The organism is Providencia sp. LY12, from assembly GCF_057621555.1.
This window is the reverse complement of record NZ_CM172594.1, coordinates 1,305,377-1,327,020: the sequence shown is the minus strand read 5'-3', so window position 1 is coordinate 1,327,020 and position 21,644 is coordinate 1,305,377. Positions and strand designations below refer to the sequence as shown.

Below are 21,644 nucleotides of genomic sequence, written 5' to 3'. Positions count from 1 at the left end.
CTTTCTCTCTATTTATCTCCAATAATTTAAGTCCGATAATGGTGCTTGTCTAATCCGTACTTTTTCATCCGTAAATAGAGTTTTTTCCGTGGCATTTGCAGATATTCCGACACATCGTTAATTCGCCCTTGATGAATATTCAGTGCTTCCGTAATAATCTGCCGTTCATAATTTTCAATTTGTTGATCTAATGCCGTTGGCGCTACCGACGTTAATAATGGATTCGCTGTCTCCCCCATTGGCATAATGCCAACCGCGTACAGCTCCGCTGCGTTGGCTAACTCCGTTACATTTCCAGGCCAATGACGACGACTTAGTTTTTTGATAAAAGGCTCATCCAGTTCAGGCAATTCCTGATTCAATCGAGTACAAGCCAGCTCTAAATAGTGTTGGAATAAAACCGGAATATCCGCTTTACGCAGGGATAACGGTAAGCAATTCACCTGAGTTAATGAAAAATAATAATAAAGTTCTGCAATAATCTGCTGCTGTTTAGTCAACGTGAGCAGCGGCTGATCCGAGATCCCAACCAAGCGAAATTCCCGTTGGTCTTGCTGTAAATGCTGAACTAAATAACGCTGTTGGTTTACAGGGAGTAACTCAATATTCTTAATCACCAATGTGCCTGAGCGAGCCTCAGAGACCCATGTTTCAACAGGCACTTCTTGCTCATTTAATAATGTTTTGATCACCAATGGCGCATGCTGCGGTGTGCTAATTTGATGCAGATAGCGCGCTAAATAAGTGCGACCGCTACCTAACTCTCCTTGTAAAAACACAGCGGCAAGGGTTTCCGATAACCCTTGAAGCTGCCCGCGAACTTGTAAAGACCACTCACTGCTCCCTACAAAATTGAGCATCAATTGGTTTTTGCCCCACCGGCGCTGCAATACACGCTGTTTCCGTGCCGCCAGCGCTTTGGCAACTTGCTCTAAAAGATATTCTGGGTTAATGGGTTTTTGTAGAAAATCCCATGCCCCCATTTTGACTGCTTCCACCGCCATTGGCACATCCCCATGCCCGGTGATCAATACCACGGGGAGATGTTTGTCTTTGGCGAGAAATAGTGTCATCAGCTCGATACCCGAACATTCCGGCATACACACATCGCTAAGAATAATGCCGCACCAATCACGGTGAACTAACTCTTTTGCTGTCAATGGGTTATCACACGCATAAACTCGGTACCCTGCTTGTTCGAGTAGCAGACAATACGCTTCCAATACATCTTTATCATCATCAATCAGCAATATGTCATGGTTGTCATCAAGCATCTTCAAGTACCTTTTTAAATTCTAAAATTACACACCCATTTCCACGCAGTGTAGAAGCGATTCTCAACTCGCCACCAATTTGCTGCATAATCGATTGGCTAATGGATAACCCAACCCCCAGCCCAATCTCTTTGCTTGTCGTAAAGGGTTTCATTAATGTATCCGCTAAATGCAATGGCCAACCCGTCCCGTTATCACACAAGGTCAACAGCAACTTATCCGCGGTTTCACTGTAATCAACGGTGATTTCTGCTTCTGTGGGGCTGGCATCAAGCGCGTTAGAGAGCAAGTTAACTAACACCTGCTGAATACCAATTTCATCTCCCAGCACCTTAGGCAATATATCCGGATAACTTAATATCACTTTGCGGGTTTTATGTTGAAGCTTCAGAACATCCCAAGCGCTGTGAATTGATTGCCGTAAATTCACCGGTTGTAATTGCTCATTATCATCACGCTTACGAGCGAATTGGCGCAGTGAACGCACAATGCCATCCATTCGAGCCACAAGTTGCTCTGACTTATTTATCGCCATCAACGAGGTGTCATTGTCTTGCTCTGGCAACCCTTTTTTCGCCATAAACAGGTGCATAGAGAGCGCATTTAGCGGTTGGTTAATTTCGTGGGCTAAGGTGGTCATCGTCTGCCCCACGACGGCGAGTTTTGCCGTTTGGATCAGCTCGTTTTGCGTAGTTCGTAAGTTCTCCTCTATTGCCTTACGTTCTGCAATCTCTTGCTCTAACTGAGTTTTTTGTTGATTAATTTGAGCAATACTGCGCTGTAACAGTGTGCCAATCCGCCCTAACTCATCACGACCTTCGACAGGAATATGGGTCGTCAAATCCCCAATACTGATCCGAGCCACTGCTTGGTTTAATGCGGTAAAACGTTTGACCAAACGAGGACGAATAAACAGCATGTTGAACAGCAATACCAACAGTAATGCCAACCCTGCGGTAATAATAATAATTGTGCCACTCCACGACATAATGTTCGCTAAACGCTGGTTTAGCGTTTGTAGCTGAAAGTGGCTGCTCCCAAGTTGCAAATCAAGCTGAGAGCGAAAATCAGCCAAAATTCGCTCTTTTTCGGCCGTCGCTTCATTTAAGGCTCTTTTCGCTGTTTGATAATTTTGCAGGACTTCAAGCATTTGGTTATCCGAAAGGCCGATATCTAGCAACTCATCGATGGTTTGACGCAGCGTCACTGAACTTGGATATAAATTCAACGCCTCTTCATTGGCAGCTAAATTCGTTTTTAAGTACCCTAAATAACGGGCATAGCCGTTAACATCGATGGGGTCATCAAAAGCATTATCCCCTTGAATATCCTTCAAGCGCCCCGTCAAAATATTGGTGATCTGCTCTTCCAAACGCGCCAGTGTATAAATTAACTGCAACTCTCCTTGCACGTTACGTAGCCGACTTTGTAGCCCCTTGGCTTGAAGAGGATCTTGCTCAATTTTGTCCAGTAAAGAGCCTTGTTGTAGGCTAATATCTTGCGATAACGAGTTGAGCTCCGTACTAAAATCGTCATGTAACCAGTTGATCCGAGAAGATAATGTATTAATTTTTTCTCGTGCTAAAAACAGGGCATATAGTGCCTTATCCAATCTCTGCAAAAGATCCTGACTTTGTGTCAAAATGACAGAAATTTGCTGCTGATCTTGACCATTCAATTGCTGATTAAATGCGGCTATTTGCGCTAAATGTTCAGTGATTTGGTTGCGTAGTTGCAATCTTGTCGCTGTATTTGGCGCTTTTAAAAATTCGTTCAATTCATTGACTAAGGTATTTAGCTGCCCTTCAATCAAAAATGAAGCCTGCATTTTGGGAAAATAATCTCCAAGAGCATAGCGGATCTGCTTATTTTGCTCTTGCCATGCATATAAGCTGACGCAACTGACGATCAGTGTCATCAAAGCGCCCGCGATAAAGGCGCCACGTAAAATAGCCGTAATACTGAAGCGCCCCATCAATTTCACTATCGATGTTTTCATTTAATCGCTTCCAATACACTGATGGCTTGGCGTTGCTGCTCCTGAAAGAAATGCTGCCAGCGCATATATTCCTCTTCCGCTTTGCGATTATCTTCAAAGCGTGAATAGTAAGCAGGATCTTCACTTTCTTTCGCACTGACTGGCATCGCCGTCAGTAGCGCTCGAACCTCTGGTAAAGGGTGTTTTAGCTTAGCTTCCGCCATATACACCGCACGCCAAGCATCTTTTGATTCCGTTAAACGAAACGTGATTGCCGCATCAAACAGTTGTTGAACTAATCGCTGGCGCTGTAATACCAAATGGACATCCAGCGGTTTAGGTGAATCTAATAGCTGGCTTTGCTGCGCTTTTCGAGGGTTATCATCCTCAAGAGGAGTAACTGGGTATTTCCCTGTGCTGCTGTCTGCAAACACTTTTTGCCCTTGTTCACTGAGTAAAAAATCAATCAGTTTTCGCGCTTTTTCTGGCGCTAAACTATGGCGAGTGATCGCAATAAACGTCGGCGATGTGGCTGAATCAGGCAGATAGTGAAACTCGAGTTCAGGGTCGGCTAATAATACATTTGCGTAGTTATCAATAATCGGTGCAGCCCCGCCTAGCCCCACTTTGATTTTATCGGCTACCCCAAAACTGCGTGATGAAACAGTGGCTAAATTCCCTGACATTCCCAGTAAAATGCGCCATCCATCGTCCCATCCCCGCTGCTGTAATAACGACTCAATCATTAAATGATAGGTATCAGAGCGAGATGGACTGCTTATCAATAACGAGCCTTGATATTGGCTATTTGTCAAGTCATCCCATGTCTTGGGAATAGGTAATTTGTTTTGCTCCATCCATTTTCGGTTAGTCAAAATGCCATATCCGGAAAATGCCACCGCAGCAACGGAACCTTTTAAAGATTTAGGAATTAAGCGCTGGGAATACTCAGGAATATCTGGCAATGCACTTAACCGATTATGCTGCTGCAAATGGTGCATCAGCATCGGTGAGGAGGTCAGAATTAAATCGACATTTTCCAAAGCATCGGTATCTAACAAGCGCTCTAATGAGGCACTGGTTCGGTTAATCGTGCGGATAGGCATCGCATCCTCTCGCGCATTCCAATTCGTGACTATCGCTTGTGTCGCTTCGGGTGAGAATGTTGTCGCTATCACTAACTCATCATTTTTCGCATGGCTAATTCCCACGTTGTTTAGCAAAAAAATAAAAAAACAGAGCCGCATTATCAGTGGACGAATTGGTGTTATTAGTCTCATAAGCGTAGTCATCCCCTGGGTAGATGTGATTCATATCAAAGAAAGTAACAATAATGTGAGTTTGTCAAAAAGTGCATTTGAGACAAATTTTACCCTTTTCGGATTTATGAGCACACGACAAAACTTACCCGCTTTATTCTCATTGTTATGCGATTAAATCAACCCTTAGTTGTTCATTTTTTGAAATCCATTCCCGTTAATTTATGAATGGGTCAATTTGACTCGTCACTATACAAAATTGGGTCAATTTTGACCCAAACCCTTCATATTGCGATATTTTTTCAACAAGAACATGATGAGTCTGTCAGAAATAAAGCGACAAAAAACATCAGGGAATTTCTTTTTACTCTATTTCACAGGTGAACCTATGCTGTCATTTTTAACGCCAGCCACGGCAAAAAAACAAATTGCACCAGAAAAAGTTCCTGCTGCCTATAAACGCTATCGTGTTCAAGCACTGCTCAGCGTGTTCTTAGGTTATTTGGCTTACTATATTGTTCGTAACAACTTCACGCTCTCTACCCCGTATTTGAAAGAAAACTTAGATTTAAGCACCACGCAAATTGGTCTATTAACTAGCTGTATGCTCATTGCTTACGGGATCAGCAAAGGCGTGATGAGTAGCCTTGCCGATAAAGCCAGCCCAAAAGCATTTATGGCATTTGGTCTGATCCTGTGTGCCATCGTCAACTTCGGAATGGGATTTAGTAACGCATTCTGGTTATTTGTTGGTTTTGTCGTGCTTAATGGTATGTTCCAAGGCATGGGTGTGGGTCCATCATTTATCACCATTGCAAACTGGTTCCCGCGTCGTGAACGTGGTCGTATCGGTGCATTCTGGAATATTTCTCATAACGTGGGTGGGGGTATTGTTGCCCCAATCGTCGGTGCTGCTTTCGCCGTATTAGGCACCGAGCACTGGCAAAGTGCGAGCTACATGGTTCCCGCTTGTATTGCAATTTTATTTGCAGGGGTTGTGTTGGTATTAGGCAAAGGTTCCCCAAAACAAGAAGGTTTACCTGCACTTGACCAAATGATGCCAGAAGAAAAAGTGATCCTGACTTCGGCACAAAAAGAGCAATCACCAGAGAATATGAGCGCCTTCCAAATTTTCTGTACCTATGTGCTGAAAAACAAAAATGCATGGTATATCTCTTTTGTTGACGTCTTTGTGTATATGGTGCGTTTCGGTGTGATCAGCTGGCTACCAATCTACCTGCTGACAGAGAAAAACTTCTCTAAAGATCAAATGAGCGTGGCATTTTTATTCTTCGAATGGGCTGCTATTCCATCCACTTTATTAGCAGGTTGGTTAACGGACAAACTGTTTAAAGGTCGTAGAATGCCGTTAGCTATTGTCTGTATGACACTGATTTTCTTCTGCCTCATCGGTTACTGGCAGAGCCAATCATTAGCTGTCGTCACCTTCTTTGCCGCAGTCGTTGGTTGCTTAATCTATGTGCCTCAGTTCTTAGCGTCAGTACAAACAATGGAAATAGTGCCAAGCTTCGCAGTGGGTTCAGCCGTCGGCCTACGTGGTTTTATGAGCTATATCCTTGGTGCAACTTTAGGTACTAGCTTATTTGGTTTCGTGGTTGACCGTATGGGTTGGCATGCAGGTTTCTATCTGCTCTTAGGGGGGATTGTTTGCTGCATTATCTTCTGTGTGCTGTCCCACTTAGGCGCATTGGAACTTGAGCGTAACCGTCAATCCGTAATAGCTAAAGGTCAGTTAGCTAACGCTTAATCTCGCTAAGAAAATTCGACTAAAAATATGGCGGAGTTCGGTTTCTCACTGAACTCCGCCTTCTTTATGTCTCAATAAATGATGCCTCAATGAATTGCTTCGATTTCTGTCGGGGATAAGCCTGTAATTTGGCTAATAACATCAATGTTTAAACCTAACCTTAAGCTAGTCAAAACTTGAGCATAGGTACGTTGTTTGGCCTTTTCTTGCTCTTCTTGTCGAGCTTCTTCTCTTCCTTCTTCTCTTCCCTCTTCTCTGCCTTCTCTTCTTCCTTGCTTAAACCCTTTTTTTAATCCCTCATTTCGTAAACGATCGGCAATGGTCATAACAGTCTCCTGATATCCTTCTGTTTTTTCTATTAATGTTTTGACTATCTTCTTGTATGTCGGCGTATCCATCACACTAAACAGATAGTTGATGATTAAAATAACGTCGTCACGGTGGTTTTCGTTCTCATGGATCACCTGCGCTAAGCGCTCTGACAACACCATAAGGTCATCTCTCAATGATGAATGTTTGAGAACTAACTCCATCGCAGCAACTTTTCGGTGATTCACAATTTCATCGTCACTTGCCACCGTGACATCCACTAACGGCAGTGGATTGCAATACAAACTACGAGCTAAATCAGACCACTCAAAACAATCCGTCCATGACTGGGAATAGGGATAAGGGGATTGATTTCCATGATAAAACAGGATGGGAACCACCAGCGGCAAAGTTTGGTGTCCCTGCTGCAAATGCTGGTTCATCGCGCAAAATGCGTAATGCATCAGCCGCCACCCCATCAGCTTATCGGGGGACGATTGGTGCTCAACCAAGAAGTAAAAATACCCCTTACCCTTAAGTGTTTGCACGGAATAAAGCATATCCGAAAAACGAGAGCGCAATGTTTTATCCACAAATGAAGCACTGGCTAACTTCAACGTATCAAAATTGCAAAGGTGCTTAATGCGATTAGGAAGATGGACTTCAAAAAAATCCCGCGCATTATCCACTTTGCTCATAAAGCCTTTAAAGGTTGAATCATGAGGAGCTACAATTGATTGGGTCGCCATCTCGGCCTCGTTTTGGTTCGGAAGATGGCGAGATACTAACCAATTTTTTTGGGAGAGTGAGAAAAAGTTAGTCCTAATTAACGAGAATTACTTGATAGATTAACTCATTGCTTTTATTGAAATTACTTACTTATTTCATTCATAAAAAAGCCCCTTAAACTGTGAATTACAGCGTTAAGAGGCTCTTAATAAATTAGCGTATTTTTTAACGATTATTAAAAATTACGAATTGGCGATAAATTGGTTCCGTAGCGTTTGTAACTCATCGCGAACCCGCGCAGCGGCTTCAAATTCCAGATCTTGAGCATGTTTATACATCTGCGCTTCCAATTGAGAAATACGCTGCTCCAGCTCTTTCGTTGACATGGATTGAACATTAAGCAGAGATTCATCTTTGATGCTCTCTTTACCGCGCCCTTTGCCTTTACCGCCGACTTTATGGCCAATCTGGAGGATATCCCCCACTTTCTTATTCAAGCCTTTAGGCGTGATGCCATGGGCTTCGTTAAACGCCATCTGTTTGGCACGACGTCGTTCTGTCTCAGCAATCGCTTTTTCCATGGAGTTAGTGATCCTATCCCCATATAAAATGGCTTTACCGTTCAAGTTACGCGCCGCACGACCGATAGTTTGGATCAGTGAACGTTCTGAACGTAAGAAACCTTCCTTATCAGCATCAAGGATAGCCACCAGCGAAACTTCTGGCATATCCAAACCTTCTCGCAATAAGTTGATCCCAACCAGCACATCAAATTCACCGAGACGTAAATCACGGATAATTTCAACGCGCTCCACTGTGTCGATATCTGAGTGTAGATAGCGTACTCGCTCCCCATGCTCTTCTAAATATTCGGTGAGATCTTCCGCCATGCGTTTGGTTAAGGTGGTGACCAGCACGCGCTCCTGTTTCTGAACGCGAATACGAATTTCAGATAGCAAATCATCCACCTGCGTTGCCACCGGACGCACTTCAATCAGCGGATCAAGCAGCCCTGTCGGCCTAACCACCTGCTCAATCACTTCCTGCCCTGATTTATCCAACTCGTAATTACCCGGTGTCGCAGAGACATAGATAGTTTGAGGTGCTAAAGCTTCAAATTCTTCAAAGCGCATTGGGCGGTTATCGAGAGCAGAAGGCAGCCGGAAACCATACTCTACGAGAGTCTCTTTACGAGAACGGTCACCTTTATACATCGCGCCAATTTGAGGGATAGTGACGTGAGACTCATCCACAACTAGTAACCCATCTGCGGGCAAATAATCAAATAAGGTTGGCGGTGGCTCGCCCGGTGCGCGACCCGAAAGATAACGTGAATAGTTTTCAATGCCGGAGCAGTAGCCCAACTCATTCATCATTTCCAAGTCAAATTGAGTGCGCTGAGTGATTCGCTGCTCTTCCAGTAGCTTATGATTCTCTAGCAACACTTTGCGCCTATCGGCTAACTCGACTTTAATATTTTCCATCGCCTCAAGAATTCGTTCTCTTGGCGTCACATAGTGAGTTTTAGGGTAAACGGTAAAACGTGGTACTCGATGTTGAATAGCCCCAGTTAACGGATCGAATAACGATAATCGCTCCACCTCATCATCGAAAAGTTCAACTCTTAATGCATATTCATCAGATTCTGCTGGGAAAATATCAATCACTTCACCGCGGACGCGGAAAGTCCCTCGCGTAAATGCTTGGTCATTACGGGTATATTGCAAATCTGCGAGGCGGCGCAAAATAGAGCGCTGGTCAATGATCATGCCGTCAGTCAAGTGCAGCATCATTTTTAAGTAGCTATCTGGATCACCCAACCCATAAATTGCAGAGACCGATGCCACTACAATGACATCACGACGCTCAAGTAAAGCTTTGGTTGCAGACAAACGCATCTGCTCGATATGTTCGTTTACCGAGGCATCTTTCTCAATAAAGGTATCTGAGCTGGGGACATACGCTTCAGGCTGATAATAGTCGTAGTAAGAAACGAAATACTCCACTGCGTTCTCAGGAAAAAAGGCTTTCATTTCGCTGTAGAGTTGTGCGGCCAAGGTTTTGTTATGCGCCATCAACATCGTTGGGCGATTTTCTTGCGCGATAACGTTGGCAATTGTAAAAGTTTTACCCGACCCCGTAACCCCTAACAAGGTTTGATGAGCAAGACCATCTTCTAACCCTTCTCTTAATTTACGAATCGCCTCAGGCTGATCGCCTCCCGGCTGAAAATCAGAATACAGTTTAAAATCCTTGCTCATAGTTATGCCTCTTTAATAATCTCTCGCCTATGATACTGGATAAAAAACCAGCTTCAAGTACTGGCGATAAATTTCCTTTTTATGAGGTTGAAATCTGTTTACGAAAATGTTATCCCCAAAATAAAACTTGACCTTTTTGAAAGTAGATATTTTATGCTTTTCGACTTTTAGGCTTTAACGCAAATCTAAATAGAACGCTTGCTTTTATTTAACTAATTGTATTTAAACAAAATTACACAAAAGCCCAGAATCACATCAAATAAAGGCAAAGCCGCTTGTCACCTAGCATCAGAATAGTTTTTGAATGTTAATTCACAAGGTTATCCACAGAAATAGTGGATAACTCTGGAAGCCCTTCCGCCTCATGCACTCCCGTAGCATGCCCATTTTACGGTTTAGCGATAAAATGACAGAAATATGGCGAAATGATGAAAGTGTTTTTACTCTCCATTCGTGACAAAAGAAAAATATTCTGTTTTTTTACGGAAACTACTTAGTATTTTCCCGATGAAACTTGACAAAAAAAGGATCTTTAACGTTAAAAAAGATCGGCAAAAACAAGTAAAAGGCGTACTCCCGCCACACCTAATTGTCTAGCGGGTTTACTAAGATTTTTAAGGGATCTTAAAGGGAAGAAAGGTCTAAATATTGCCCTAAAGAATCAGTAGATTGGCTTTCAATATGCGGGATGATCCCTAAGCATGGCGCATCGATCATCCGCTTCAGTGCAGTGAGATATTCTTGTTGATAAATGCCCGCAGGTTCCACTTCATTCGCAATCCAGCCAACTAAAGATAACCCAGAGGCTTTCACGGCTTGCGCAGTTAATACCGCATGGTTAATACACCCAAGCTTCACACCTACCACTAAAATCACGGGTAACCGCTGTTCAACCACCCAATCTGCGTAGGTTTGTTCGGCAGATAATGGGGTATACCAACCGCCTGCTCCTTCCACTAACACCCATTCCGCCTGTGCTTGTAGCTGTTTTAGTCCTTGAGTCATCACGGAAAACTCAATGGACTGCCCAGTTTTTTCACTGACAATGTGAGGTGACGTCGGCGCTTCAAAAATGATGGGATTAATTTGCTCATAAGGTACTACGACGCGGCTATTCGCTTGAAGCTGTAGTGCATCGCTATTACGCAAACCTTGTGCGGTCATTTCGCTACCAGAAGCTACTGGCTTATATCCTACGGTTTTTAGCCCTTGCAGATTAGCTGCTTGTAACAATGCACAGCTCGACATGGTTTTGCCAATTTCGGTATCCGTTCCGGTTACAAAATACGTTTTAGTCACGATAAATAATTCCAAATACAGTTTGATAGGTTAATGGCAGCCCTTTCTCAGTACTTGGATATACTGAGCTGAGTTGCTGCAAACGCTGACGAGTCATCAGCCCCGCTTGGCGACCCGCAGTTAAGTGAGTTGCGCCTATTCCCTTCACTGAATTAAGTAATTCAATGAGGTTCGAAAAATAGAGAGTGTCCGCTTGTTGATAAAGTTGGCTACGCCAACCCTGACAGCTCTTAACAATGTTTGAGTAGGATAAAAAACGGTTTACATGAGGGGAATCATCCAACGCTTTCCAAGCCGCCGAAAGCTCGCCAAGGGAGTGCTCCGCTAAGGTGGTAAAACCGATAATTCCTCCTGGCTTTGTCACGCGGTATAACTCACCCAGAGCATGAGATAAATCATCGCACCACTGAATGGCCAAATTGGAAAATACCCAATCAAAGCTGGCATCCTCAAAAGGAAGTGTGTCCATATCTCCACACACATAACGGTGTGCCGCTTGCTTGTTTTGCGCGACATCCAACATGCCCGTAGAAAGGTCGAGCGCCGTGACATATGCACCACGCTGTTTGATTATTTGGCTAAAAAATCCTGTTCCACAGCCCGCATCTAGTACTTGTTGAGAAAATATAGGCGTCTCTATTGTCCTATGATTTTCCAGCAGGCTAAGCAGCTGCTTACCGCTATTTTGTTGATAGCTAGCCAGAGAATCATAGCGCGAAGCAGCACGCCCAAATGCCGAAGCTATCTTGGCTTTCTCTCTAATATTTCGCGATAAACTTGCCTCATCATGACACAAAGACAAACTCATTGAGTACCTCCAATAATTTGTCGATATCGTCTTGCTGATGAGCAGCACTTAGCGTCATACGTAATCTGGCACTCCCCGGTGGAACCGTTGGCGGTCTAATTGCTTGAACCCAAATGCCTTTCTCGCGCAAAAATTGTGATAACTGCAAACTCTTTTCGTTATCCCCGACAATCAGCGGTTGGATAGCCGTATTTGAATCCACTAGATGCATATCCGGTAAATTAAGCTGGTGCCTAAAATAGCGAATATTGCGCTGTAATTGAGCTCGCTGCTCGTCCGCTTGTTGAATTTTTTCTACCGCCGCCGAGATAGCAACGGCTTGAGCTGGAGGCATTGAGGTGCTGTAAATAAGGTGGCGAGCCGCTTGAATTAAAAAGTCCGCAGTGCGTTCATCACACAACACCGCTGCCCCGCTAACGCCAACGGCTTTACCAAAAGTGGCCACGAGAATATCGGGCTTAATACCATATTTATCACAGCTCCCACGCCCTTGCTTGCCCCAAATCCCAAGTCCATGAGCATCATCCACCATCAACCATGCATTGTGAGCGTGAGACAGGGTTTGTAATTCATCAAGTGGCGCACTGTCCCCATCCATGCTGAACACCCCTTCAGTCACTACTAACGTTTTCGATGTATGGGGTTTGCTGATTAATTTCTCTAAGGAATCAACGCTATTGTGACTAAAGCGCCGTAACTGGGCTTGGGAATGCATTGCCCCTTCTAACAAAGAAGCATGGCTGAGTTTATCAGCCAGAATACGGTCTTCCGCCGTCATTAATGCGGTGATCAAGGCATGGTTAGCAGCAAAGCCAGAGATAAACAAAATGGCACGTGGATAACCCAACCAATCCGCTAGTTTCTGCTCTGCTTGGTGATGAGCGTGAGTGAACCCCGTGATATGTCCAGAGCCGCCACTTCCTACTCCATACTCTTGTGCACCTTGCTGCCAAGCACGGATAATTTCGGGATGTTGGCTAAGCCCTAAATAATCATTCGACGAAAAGTTCAGGTAGCTTTTGCCTTGAAAATGGAGTTCCCGACCAGAGCTTTTTTCAATACAGCGTCGCTCACGCCATGCAGAAGCATCTTTACGCTTCTGCAATTGGCTATCGATAAACGATGTCCAGCCCATCAGACTGCCGCATTATAGAATTGCGGATTGTCAGCAGTTAACAGTGTTTCTGCCAGTTTCGCTGCTTGTAGGTCTTCCCCGTCTTCCATTTCGATACGTTCAGGGTTGATATTCAGCTTCTTAAACAGCGCAATATCTTTATTTTCATCAGGGTTTGGCGTGGTTAACAGTTTGCAGCCATAGAAAACAGAGTTCGCACCCGCCATAAAACACAGAGCCTGAGTTTGCTCGTTCATATGTTCGCGACCTGCGGATAAACGCACATAGGAGCTTGGCATCATGATCCGCGCCACTGCAATGGTACGAATAAAATCAAATGGGTCGACATCGTCATTATCAGCCATTGGTGTGCCTTCAACCTTCATCAACATATTGATAGGCACACTCTCTGGTGGTTTTGGTAAATTCGCCAGCTGCACGAGTAATGCCGCACGGTCACTGACTTTTTCACCTAACCCCAAAATTCCACCCGAGCAAACTTTAATTCCCGCATTACGCACATTATCCAGCGTATCTAAACGGTCTTGGTAAGTTCGCGTGGTGATAATATTGCCGTAATATTCCGGTGAAGTATCAAGGTTATGGTTATAGTAATCCAGACCCGCGTCCGCTAAGCGACCCGCTTGCGAATCATCAATCATTCCCAGCGTCATGCACGTTTCCATGCCTAACGCTTTCACTTCCTTGACCATCATTTCAAGGTAAGGCATATCGCGCTCTTTCGGGTTACGCCATGCTGCCCCCATACAGAAACGCGTAGAACCGGCATTTTTAGCTTTTTTCGCCGATTCAACCACTTGCTGGACTTCCATCAAGCGCTCAGTTTCTAAGCCCGTTTTATACCGCGCACTCTGAGCGCAATACTTACAATCTTCAGGACATGCCCCGGTTTTGATAGACAGCAAGGTGCTCACTTGCACTTGTTGCGGGTCAAAATGTTGGCGATGTACTTGCTGTGCTTGAAATAGTAATTCAAAAAACGGCATTGAAAACAGTTCGTTAGCTTGTTTTATTGTCCACTGTTTTAGTTGGCTCACGGGAACTCTCCAGTTGAAAAAGTTGTTGCCAGTTTAAATGTTGCTATTATCATGTCAACTAAATGATCTAAAAAAAGTTGACGAAAGATAATGATGGACAGTTGCGATATTGCTTTTGATGCCAAGCACATTTGGCATCCTTACACCTCAATGAGTCACCCTATTCCTGCCTATCCAATCGTTGCAGCAGAAGGTGCGGAGCTGATTATGGAAGATGGTAGAAGACTGATTGACGGGATGTCATCGTGGTGGGCAACCATTCATGGCTATAATCACCCAGTACTCAATCAAGCGGTCACCGACCAACTAGCGAAAATGTCTCACGTGATGTTCGGGGGCATTACCCATCCACCCGCCATTGCATTATGCAAACAACTGGTTGCCATCACCCCAGAGCCACTCGAGTGTGTTTTTCTTGCGGATTCTGGTTCAGTCGCCGTAGAAGTTTCCTTAAAAATGGCGCTGCAATACTGGCAAGCTCGCGGTGAAAAGCGCCAGCGAATTCTCACTTTACGTCATGGTTATCACGGCGATACTTTTGGTGCGATGGCGGTGTGTGATCCTGACAACTCCATGCACGGTTTATACAAAGGTTATTTACCGCCCCATATTTTTGTCGACGCGCCTCAGTGTGGTTTCCATGATGAATGGAATGAAAGTGATCTTCAGCCACTCAAACGCCAACTTGCCGAGAATCATCAAGATATTGCCGCGATCATCCTCGAACCTATCGTTCAAGGTGCGGGAGGAATGCGTTTTTATCATCCTAATTACCTCAAAGGCGTTCGTGAGCTTTGTGACCGTTACGGATTACTGCTCATTGCGGATGAAATTGCTACAGGGTTTGGCCGTACCGGAAAGTTATTTGCTTGCCAGCATGCGGAAATTTCACCTGATATCATGTGCCTAGGTAAAGGTTTGACGGGGGGTTATATGACCCTCTCGGCCACCATTGCTACTCGCCATGTCGCGGAAACCATCAGTAATGGAGAAGCAGGCTGCTTTATGCACGGGCCAACCTTTATGGGAAATCCATTGGCCTGCGCCGTTGCCAATGCCAGTTTGAAATTATTGCTAGAAAGCCCATGGCAAGAGACTGTTGCCAACATTGAGCAGCAACTGAAAACGGAGTTACTTCCCCTTGCCCGTTATTCCAATGTTCAAAATGTTCGGGTGCTAGGCACTATTGGTGTGATTGAGATGAAGCAGCCGGTCAATACGGCCGAATTGCAGAAAATTTTTGTGGCTGAAGGGGTATGGGTACGCCCATTTGGTAAGCTTATTTATGTGATGCCGCCGTATATTATTACCCCAAAACAGCTAAGTAAAATAACTCAAGCAATGGAAAAAGTGCTTACCGCGTAATGAAACCTGTCGCTGGGTTATTCACACAGCGGCAGGCTTATCAACCGTTAACGGAATGTCACCCACATACAGCCCGCAGAGGCCTTATAACGCGCTAATTCAGTTAATTTTCCAGTGATAGAATCAATCCCTGACACGGAAATATGATCGGATTTTTGTCCGCTTGACACCAAGAAACGCCCTGATGGGTCAATGTTAAAACCACGAGGCTGCGCTTGCGTTGGGTAGCGTCCAACTAAACTTAACTCGCAACCATTCTCAGAAACTTGATAGTGAGCTAAGTAACTCTCTGAACGTTCACTCGCATATAAATAACGACCATTTGGCGTGATATGAATATCCGCCGCCCAACGCTGGCTCTGATTCCCCTCAGGATACAATGCTACATTCTGCATTTCACGGTAACGCGTAAATTTATGATAAACGTTGATCGTGGAATCCAGTTCATTTAAGCAGTAAATCACTTTTTCTTGAGGGTGTAGCGCTAAATGGCGAGGACCTGCTTTTGGTGCCGTTGTAATTTGATCCGCTGTAGCTTCGGTTAAATAACCATTGTTTGCCAGATCAAATAAACGAATATGATCTTCGCCTAAACATGGCACCCACAACTGCTGATTATCAGCGTCCATATGGGATGAATGCGGGTGGCGTAATCCTTCGATAACTTGAATGGGTGATCCTGCAATGCCGTCACTACCAATCGGTAATACCGCTAAATTGTGCTGGTGGTAAGAAGGAACAAACAAAAATTTACCGCTATTATCCAGCGATAAATGCACAGGTTTTCCTGGTACGCTGGTTTGCGCTTTAAAACGTAATGTACCTTGAGGTTCAATATCATAGGTCACAACACTCAGGTGAGGGCCGACCCCGATATACAGATGCTTTTTATCGTGGCTCACCACCATTGGCTGCACTTGCCCCGGTGTACTCACGGTTTGCAGTAGTGAAAGTTCACCCACTTGATTCATCGCCCAAACGTGAATTTGTTGGGTTTCTGGGCTGGCAACATAAACAACCTGATCCATCCTGACTCCTTGATTGATAGTAAAATCATCGAATGAAATGATTGAGTGACTATACCGAAAAAAAATCAAATTGCCGCTAAAAAACCAAATTACGGTTAAAAACCCAATAACCACTAAAAACCTGAGCAGCACAGTTTAGTGTATAAACACTAATCAACTTCAGTTATCATAAAGCCCTAAAATGAATCCGAAAAAATTATATGGAGTCGTTTATGTCATACCGTGTTATTGCCCTCGATCTCGATGGAACGCTACTTGATCACCAGAAAAAAATTCTGCCCGAATCTTTAGAAGCTCTGAATGAAGCCCGTCGACAAGGGGTCAAAGTCATCATTGTGACAGGTCGTCACCATGTGGCTATTCATCCGTTTTATCAGACACTTGACTTAGATACCCCTGCAATTTGCTGTAACGGTACCTATCTGTATGACTATTTAGGTAAAAAAGTCTTAGAGTCGAACCCAATGACGGTCGATTCTGCCGCCTTACTGATTGAAAAACTGCGTGGCTCCAATATTCAGCATTTAATGTATGTTGATAACGCAATGCTGTATCACACGAAAACTGAAGGTGTGACGCGTACATTAAATTGGGCGCAATCTTTACCTCAACACCAGCGCCCAACTTTCGAATTTATCGAAGATTTCGCTCATGCGCTCAATCAGTATGAGTATATTTGGAAATTTGCCGTCACCTCACCAGACCATCAACGCTTGCACGATGTTGTTCGTGAAATTGAGTCAGAATTAGACTTGGATTGCGAATGGTCGTGGGAAGATCAGGTGGATGTGGGTCGCAAAGGTAATAGCAAAGGCCAGCGCCTGAAAGAGTGGGTTGAATCCCAAGGCATGAGCATGAATGATGTGGTTGCTTTCGGCGATAATTTCAATGATTTAAGTATGCTAACCACAGCAGGTTTAGGAGTTGCTATGGGTAACGCCGTTGATGAAATCAAGCAGCAAGCCAAGTTAGTGACTCGTGTTAATACCGAACCGGGTATTGCCGAAGTGATCCGTAAATACGTTTTGTAAAACAACTCAGTGCAAGGCTCTAAGTTATTTGCATTGCAGCTAGGCGACAAATTCACTCATCCCTAGGAGCATACACAAGTATATGACTAGGGTGAGTTAATGAAGTCAACAACGCTGTGGTGTGAAGAACGACGAGCCTTTAGAACGTTTTAGAAAGAGATGCCGACTTAACCTGCGCAAACACCTTCCGCCCTTTACGAATCGAAAGTTCATCCCTAGCCCAGCGCGTGATCCTTGCCCATAAATAGTGCTCATCCCCCAAATCTAACTTCACATCCACTTGCTCGCCATCCTCTATCCATTCCACTACTTCCGCAGAAAGAATATTACGGATACTGCTCACTGAAGGTTTTTCAAGCACTAAAGAGACATCAGATGCATCAATACGTAATCGCAACGCACTGTTTTTATCTACATCTACGCGAGGGATCCACAATTTTTGATTACCCACCATCACCGCCGTCATTTGATAATCAGGGTGCTGGCTATGCACCTCCACACTCAGCACACTACTCAACGTTTCTTGCTGTAACCAAGGACGTAATGCACTACTTGCCCATACCTCTTCTAGAGGACCAAACGCCTTCACTTTACCTTGCGCCATGACGATAACTTTATCCGCCAAACGTAGAATTTCATCGAGGCTATGACTGACATACAAAATTGGGATTTTAACGTCTTGGGAAAGCTTTTCTAAGTAAGGCAATAATTCACGCTTGCGTGGAAGATCAAGAGAAGCTAATGGCTCGTCCATTAACAGAATTTCAGGCGCTGTTAATAATGCGCGCCCAATCGCCACCCGCTGTTTTTCCCCCCCGGATAGGGTCATTGGGAAGCGATTTAGTAATTTTTCAATCCCCAACAATTCAACGATATCGTCGAATCGCTCTTTCATTTGCGGCGCCATACCGTAGCGTAAATTACTTTTTACACGGTAGTGGGGAAATAACCGAGCGTCTTGGAAAACATAGCCAATATGACGCTTTTCAGGAGGCAAACAGATCCCTTTTTCGACATCCACCAGCGTGCGTCCATTGAGAACGATTCGCCCCTTATTTGGCTTAGTTAACCCGCCTATCACATTGATTAGTGATGTTTTTCCCGCACCAGATAATCCAAAAACTGCTGTGATGCTTTCCGTGGGTAACTGGGTATTCACTTCCATTTGCAAGTCACCCAATTTTTGAGCGAAATTTAGTTCTAACATATTAGGCTACCCCCAGACGCTTCTTGCCCCAACGGGTCAGCCATTCTGAAATTAATAACGAAATTAATGCTAAGACAATCGCAATAATACACAGACGCGCCGCATCGGTTTCTGCTCCCGGCGTTTCTATCAATGTATACATAGCGAGTGGGATTGTCTGAGTTTCCCCTGGAATATTAGACACAAACGTAATAGTTGCCCCAAATTCGCCAAGAGAACGTGCAAAAGCTAAAACCGTACCGACGATAATTCCCGGTAACGATAATGGAATGGTGATCGTGAAAAAAACTCTTAATGGGCTCGCGCCAAGGGTTCGTGCGGCTTGTTCCAGCTTTTTATCTACAGCTTCTAGCGCTAAGCGTATCGCTCTCACCATTAATGGAAATGCGACCACCGCCGATGCCAATGCCGCGCCGCGCCAACTGAATGTAAAACTGAAACCAAACCAGTCATACAGCCATTCGCCAATAAATCCTCGCTTCCCCATACTGACGAGTAGCAAATATCCCACTACCACTGGCGGTAGCACCAGTGGTAAGTGGATAATACTGTCGAGCAATGTTTTGCCAGGAAAATGGCAGCGGACTAATACCCAAGCCATCAAAATACCAAACGGTAAGCTAAATAGCACCGCCACGCTGGAAACTTTTAAACTGAGGTAAATCGCTTCCCATTCATATGGACTTAACATCTGCAACGATATGATCTCTTAATTATTTTTGATTTGGAGTGAAGCCGTAACGCTTGAATATTTCTGAAGCCACAGGGGTTTTCAGGTATTCATAGTAATCACGGGTCGCTTTATTATCCTGATCTTTCACAATTCCCATTGGATATTCAACAGGTTTATGAGTGTCTGCAGGGAAAATACCCACTACTTTTACTTTTTGGCTTGCAACAGCATCAGAACCGTACACAATACCTAATGGTGCTTCTTGGCGTTCAACGAGTGCCATGCCGCTACGTACGTTGTTTGTACGCGCTAATAATGGGTCAACCGTTTCCCAAGCCCCTAAATAGGTTAATGCTTCTTTAGCATAGATCCCAACAGGAACGTGGTCAGGGTCGCCGACTGCTAAGCGGCCGCCATCTAACAGTTTTTTCCAATCTGTCTGTTTGTTAATTTCCACTTTATCGATTTTTGAATCTTTAGGTGCAATCAACACTAACTCGTTACCTAATAAAGTATAACGGGTGTCTTTAACCATTAGATTTTTATCAATCGCAAAGTCCATCCACTGCTGGTCAGCAGAGATAAACATGTTTGCGGGTGCACCTTGCTCAATTTGGCGAGCCAGCGTTGAAGAAGATGCATAAGAAGCCACCACTTCAACATTCGTTTCTTTCTTATATTGCTCTGAAATTTCATTCAGTGCGTTAGTCAGTGATGCCGCCGCAAATACGGTAATTTTTTCAGCCGCGAAGCTATTACCTGCCATAGTCAGTGTTAACGTGGCACCCGCAACCAGAGATATCAAACCTTTTTTCATGTTAATCCACCATTGTATTATTTAACACGCTATATATATCAAGATACAGCGTTAACTTAAAGTCAAACAATGCATAAAAGTGTGCTAGCTCAAGAACTCATCCACTTTTTCTCAATGGGATACTTATCATGCTCATTACACTGTAGGATTTTTGGGTCTGAGCATCATCGCTTTTATATAGCCTTAAATATATTTCCTTTGTAATTTTATCGGCACAAATCATTTACATTTGAATGTTTAATTCAACTTTTTTGCCATGCGTCATGAAAAAAGGAAAAGGTATGATTCCCCCACAGATAGTACGTGCTCCAGCCCAAAGTAATTACATAAGCGGATTAACGACCGAACAATTTAATCAATTATTTGATAAAGAGATTAACCCAGAAACATTGGATGCGTTGGAAAAACAGGCAGGAAATGGAAATTTAAACAGCATTGAGTTATTGCACAATATTGCCCTACGCCAAGACCCTTCAGGAAAAAAAGCCGAAAATATCCTATTCGATTTATTCAGTGGTAAACAGCCAGCAAAAAAAGGAATTGATAAGGAAATCCAGAAAACCAGTAAAGCGTTATACCAACTATATACCGACAAAAAACTCGCAAACCACTTTGACGATTCAAAACTAAAAGCTCCCTCCAAGCTCCTCTATATTATTGGTTCATCCATAAAGAATCTCATGGATAAGATTGGGTTGAGCACCTTGTTATTCAACGATGATAAAACTGAATCAACAATTTGGGATACAAATAGAATGGTCACCAGCGATGAAATTGATTCCGCAAATAAAGCCTTCAACGCTTTACCATCAGATATAACCATCAATAGCTCAATGCCTCTTACTCTAAGTGGGTTCGATTTTTTGAAGGACAATATTAAGCAAAAAGAGAAAAATGCGCAGGGATTGAGTCAACTTGAATTATTTCCCGTCAATGTCCACGAACATTGGATTTTGCTTGCACTTTATCGAGACCCATTGACACAGAAAACCGATAGTATGGTATTCAATTCATTCACTGCACTGGCGCCAGAAACTCGTGAACAGCTCATGGATGCCGCTCAAGTTGTTGGGGCTGGCGATAATATGATCTTTATTGAAGGGAATATTCAACAATACGTGCCAAATGGTTGTGGGCTATTTGTTCTTGAAGCAATCAAAAAATTAACTGAGAACACACAACAAGATCCAAGAGAGATCCTCAAAACATTCCACAAAAATTTCCCAGAAAAATCCATTGAAGAACAGCAGCAATTTAATATTCAGAACCGCAGGGAACTGTTTTCAAACTATTACGATGCTCAACATTATTAATCTTAAAGCGCTTTCCTAAAACGAAAAGCCCCTTGGCTGCATACACAACCAAGGGGCTAGGATTAATTCGAGCTAAGCTCGCTATGTATTACTTATTTTCAGTATTATGGTGATGCGGAACATGGGCTTTAGACAATAGGTTAAAGAATGAACCTAAGCCATAGATCAGACCCATGATCAATACCATTACAACCGGAACCATTAATAGGGCAAAGCCCAAACTTTTGATAAGTTCTAACATCTAAGCCTCTTCAGTGATACTGTGCTCACCAGCATTCTGATACGCTGACGAGGGAAAAATCAATATAACAAAAATAATAACGCACAATAGCATTATATTGCATACTATTTTA

18 protein-coding genes are annotated in these 21,644 nt (G+C 43.8%); 4 read left to right on the top strand and 14 right to left on the bottom strand.

What is annotated here, in order from left to right; translation table 11 throughout:
• Positions 1-26: 26 nt before the first annotated feature.
• From pgtA to ACY3ZI_RS06010, 3 genes are read right to left on the bottom strand one after another with little or no spacing between them, the layout of a single operon-like run.
• Entirely contained in the window at positions 27-1,274 is a 1,248-nt protein-coding gene (gene pgtA, locus ACY3ZI_RS06020; RefSeq protein ID WP_211884958.1) for a two-component system response regulator PgtA, read from the bottom strand.
• Complete coding sequence (pgtB, locus tag ACY3ZI_RS06015; RefSeq protein WP_211884956.1) at positions 1,267-3,273, bottom strand: two-component system sensor histidine kinase PgtB; 2,007 nt, start codon at positions 3,271-3,273, stop codon at positions 1,267-1,269. Before pgtB ends, pgtA begins: the two co-directional genes overlap by 8 nt.
• On the bottom strand, positions 3,270-4,499 hold the full coding sequence (locus ACY3ZI_RS06010) for an ABC transporter substrate-binding protein (protein ID WP_211886339.1): 1,230 nt from the start codon (positions 4,497-4,499) through the stop codon (positions 3,270-3,272). Before ACY3ZI_RS06010 ends, pgtB begins: the two co-directional genes overlap by 4 nt.
• A gap of 400 nt (positions 4,500-4,899) precedes the next feature.
• Here ACY3ZI_RS06010 and pgtP point away from each other — a divergent pair, with 400 nt between their 5' ends.
• Entirely contained in the window at positions 4,900-6,279 is a 1,380-nt protein-coding gene (gene pgtP, locus ACY3ZI_RS06005) for a phosphoglycerate transporter PgtP (protein WP_132494322.1), read from the top strand.
• Positions 6,280-6,365: 86 nt separating this feature from the next.
• Here pgtP and ACY3ZI_RS06000 read toward each other — a convergent pair whose 3' ends face one another.
• The 6 genes from ACY3ZI_RS06000 to bioB form a co-directional block, all read right to left on the bottom strand.
• Complete coding sequence (locus tag ACY3ZI_RS06000) at positions 6,366-7,337, bottom strand: Rpn family recombination-promoting nuclease/putative transposase (RefSeq protein ID WP_487376464.1); 972 nt, start codon at positions 7,335-7,337, stop codon at positions 6,366-6,368.
• Positions 7,338-7,559: 222 nt separating this feature from the next.
• Positions 7,560-9,578 (bottom strand): excinuclease ABC subunit UvrB, encoded by a 2,019-nt coding sequence (gene uvrB, locus ACY3ZI_RS05995; protein WP_036949781.1) that lies wholly within the window; start codon positions 9,576-9,578, stop codon positions 7,560-7,562.
• Between the two features lie 624 nt (positions 9,579-10,202).
• Positions 10,203-10,877 carry a dethiobiotin synthase gene (bioD, locus tag ACY3ZI_RS05990; RefSeq protein ID WP_211884954.1) on the bottom strand — a complete coding sequence of 225 codons (675 nt, stop codon included), beginning with the start codon at positions 10,875-10,877 and terminating at the stop codon, positions 10,203-10,205.
• Positions 10,870-11,685, bottom strand: a complete 816-nt coding sequence (gene bioC / locus ACY3ZI_RS05985; protein ID WP_211884952.1) for a malonyl-ACP O-methyltransferase BioC — start codon at positions 11,683-11,685, stop codon at positions 10,870-10,872. The genes bioD and bioC overlap by 8 nt, the downstream gene beginning before the upstream one ends.
• Positions 11,663-12,820 (bottom strand): 8-amino-7-oxononanoate synthase, encoded by a 1,158-nt coding sequence (gene bioF, locus ACY3ZI_RS05980; protein ID WP_487376460.1) that lies wholly within the window; start codon positions 12,818-12,820, stop codon positions 11,663-11,665. Before bioF ends, bioC begins: the two co-directional genes overlap by 23 nt.
• Complete coding sequence (gene bioB / locus ACY3ZI_RS05975) at positions 12,820-13,857, bottom strand: biotin synthase BioB (protein WP_181478135.1); 1,038 nt, start codon at positions 13,855-13,857, stop codon at positions 12,820-12,822. Before bioB ends, bioF begins: the two co-directional genes overlap by 1 nt.
• A 93-nt stretch (positions 13,858-13,950) precedes the next feature.
• On the opposite strand from bioB, the gene bioA reads away from it, so the two are divergent.
• The gene (gene bioA / locus ACY3ZI_RS05970; RefSeq protein ID WP_487377454.1) at positions 13,951-15,222 is read left to right on the top strand and encodes an adenosylmethionine--8-amino-7-oxononanoate transaminase; all 1,272 of its coding nucleotides are present in this window, start codon (positions 13,951-13,953) and stop codon (positions 15,220-15,222) included.
• Positions 15,223-15,269: 47 nt separating this feature from the next.
• Here the strand turns inward: bioA and pgl are convergent, their stop codons facing one another.
• A complete protein-coding gene (gene pgl / locus ACY3ZI_RS05965) occupies positions 15,270-16,250 on the bottom strand; it encodes a 6-phosphogluconolactonase (protein ID WP_487376457.1) in 981 nt (326 codons plus the stop codon).
• Positions 16,251-16,462: 212 nt separating this feature from the next.
• On the opposite strand from pgl, the gene ACY3ZI_RS05960 reads away from it, so the two are divergent.
• A complete protein-coding gene (locus ACY3ZI_RS05960; RefSeq protein ID WP_487376455.1) occupies positions 16,463-17,281 on the top strand; it encodes a pyridoxal phosphatase in 819 nt (272 codons plus the stop codon).
• A gap of 139 nt (positions 17,282-17,420) precedes the next feature.
• Here ACY3ZI_RS05960 and modC read toward each other — a convergent pair whose 3' ends face one another.
• Genes modC through modA form a run of 3 tightly spaced genes read right to left on the bottom strand, consistent with a single transcriptional unit; the run spans position 17,421 to position 19,978 of the window.
• Entirely contained in the window at positions 17,421-18,488 is a 1,068-nt protein-coding gene (gene modC, locus ACY3ZI_RS05955) for a molybdenum ABC transporter ATP-binding protein ModC (protein ID WP_487376454.1), read from the bottom strand.
• 1 nt (position 18,489) lies between these two features.
• Positions 18,490-19,179 carry a molybdate ABC transporter permease subunit gene (gene modB, locus ACY3ZI_RS05950; protein WP_036950542.1) on the bottom strand — a complete coding sequence of 230 codons (690 nt, stop codon included), beginning with the start codon at positions 19,177-19,179 and terminating at the stop codon, positions 18,490-18,492.
• A gap of 22 nt (positions 19,180-19,201) precedes the next feature.
• Entirely contained in the window at positions 19,202-19,978 is a 777-nt protein-coding gene (gene modA, locus ACY3ZI_RS05945) for a molybdate ABC transporter substrate-binding protein (protein ID WP_487376453.1), read from the bottom strand.
• Between the two features lie 281 nt (positions 19,979-20,259).
• On the opposite strand from modA, the gene ACY3ZI_RS05940 reads away from it, so the two are divergent.
• Positions 20,260-21,291 (top strand): ElaD/SseL family deubiquitinase, encoded by a 1,032-nt coding sequence (locus ACY3ZI_RS05940; protein WP_211884947.1) that lies wholly within the window; start codon positions 20,260-20,262, stop codon positions 21,289-21,291.
• Between the two features lie 88 nt (positions 21,292-21,379).
• Here the strand turns inward: ACY3ZI_RS05940 and ACY3ZI_RS05935 are convergent, their stop codons facing one another.
• The gene (locus ACY3ZI_RS05935) at positions 21,380-21,532 is read right to left on the bottom strand and encodes an AcrZ family multidrug efflux pump-associated protein (protein WP_036950553.1); all 153 of its coding nucleotides are present in this window, start codon (positions 21,530-21,532) and stop codon (positions 21,380-21,382) included.
• Between the last annotated feature and the right edge of the window lie 112 nt (positions 21,533-21,644).

Bases quoted from the DNA above. Each gene is read 5' to 3' on its own strand.
- modC (WP_487376454.1), bottom strand. From the start codon at position 18,488: ATGTTAGAACTAAATTTCGCTCAAAAATTGGGTGACTTGCAAATGGAA.
- bioC (WP_211884952.1), bottom strand. From the start codon at position 11,685: ATGAGTTTGTCTTTGTGTCATGATGAGGCAAGTTTATCGCGAAATATT.
- ACY3ZI_RS06010 (WP_211886339.1), bottom strand. From the start codon at position 4,499: ATGCGGCTCTGTTTTTTTATTTTTTTGCTAAACAACGTGGGAATTAGC.
- ACY3ZI_RS05940 (WP_211884947.1), top strand. From the start codon at position 20,260: ATGATTCCCCCACAGATAGTACGTGCTCCAGCCCAAAGTAATTACATA.
- bioF (WP_487376460.1), bottom strand. From the start codon at position 12,820: ATGGGCTGGACATCGTTTATCGATAGCCAATTGCAGAAGCGTAAAGAT.
- modB (WP_036950542.1), bottom strand. From the start codon at position 19,179: ATGTTAAGTCCATATGAATGGGAAGCGATTTACCTCAGTTTAAAAGTT.
- ACY3ZI_RS05960 (WP_487376455.1), top strand. From the start codon at position 16,463: ATGTCATACCGTGTTATTGCCCTCGATCTCGATGGAACGCTACTTGAT.
- pgl (WP_487376457.1), bottom strand. From the start codon at position 16,250: ATGGATCAGGTTGTTTATGTTGCCAGCCCAGAAACCCAACAAATTCAC.
- ACY3ZI_RS06000 (WP_487376464.1), bottom strand. From the start codon at position 7,337: ATGGCGACCCAATCAATTGTAGCTCCTCATGATTCAACCTTTAAAGGC.
- uvrB (WP_036949781.1), bottom strand. From the start codon at position 9,578: ATGAGCAAGGATTTTAAACTGTATTCTGATTTTCAGCCGGGAGGCGAT.
- ACY3ZI_RS05935 (WP_036950553.1), bottom strand. From the start codon at position 21,532: ATGTTAGAACTTATCAAAAGTTTGGGCTTTGCCCTATTAATGGTTCCG.
- modA (WP_487376453.1), bottom strand. From the start codon at position 19,978: ATGAAAAAAGGTTTGATATCTCTGGTTGCGGGTGCCACGTTAACACTG.
- pgtP (WP_132494322.1), top strand. From the start codon at position 4,900: ATGCTGTCATTTTTAACGCCAGCCACGGCAAAAAAACAAATTGCACCA.
- pgtB (WP_211884956.1), bottom strand. From the start codon at position 3,273: ATGAAAACATCGATAGTGAAATTGATGGGGCGCTTCAGTATTACGGCT.
- bioA (WP_487377454.1), top strand. From the start codon at position 13,951: ATGGACAGTTGCGATATTGCTTTTGATGCCAAGCACATTTGGCATCCT.
- pgtA (WP_211884958.1), bottom strand. From the start codon at position 1,274: ATGCTTGATGACAACCATGACATATTGCTGATTGATGATGATAAAGAT.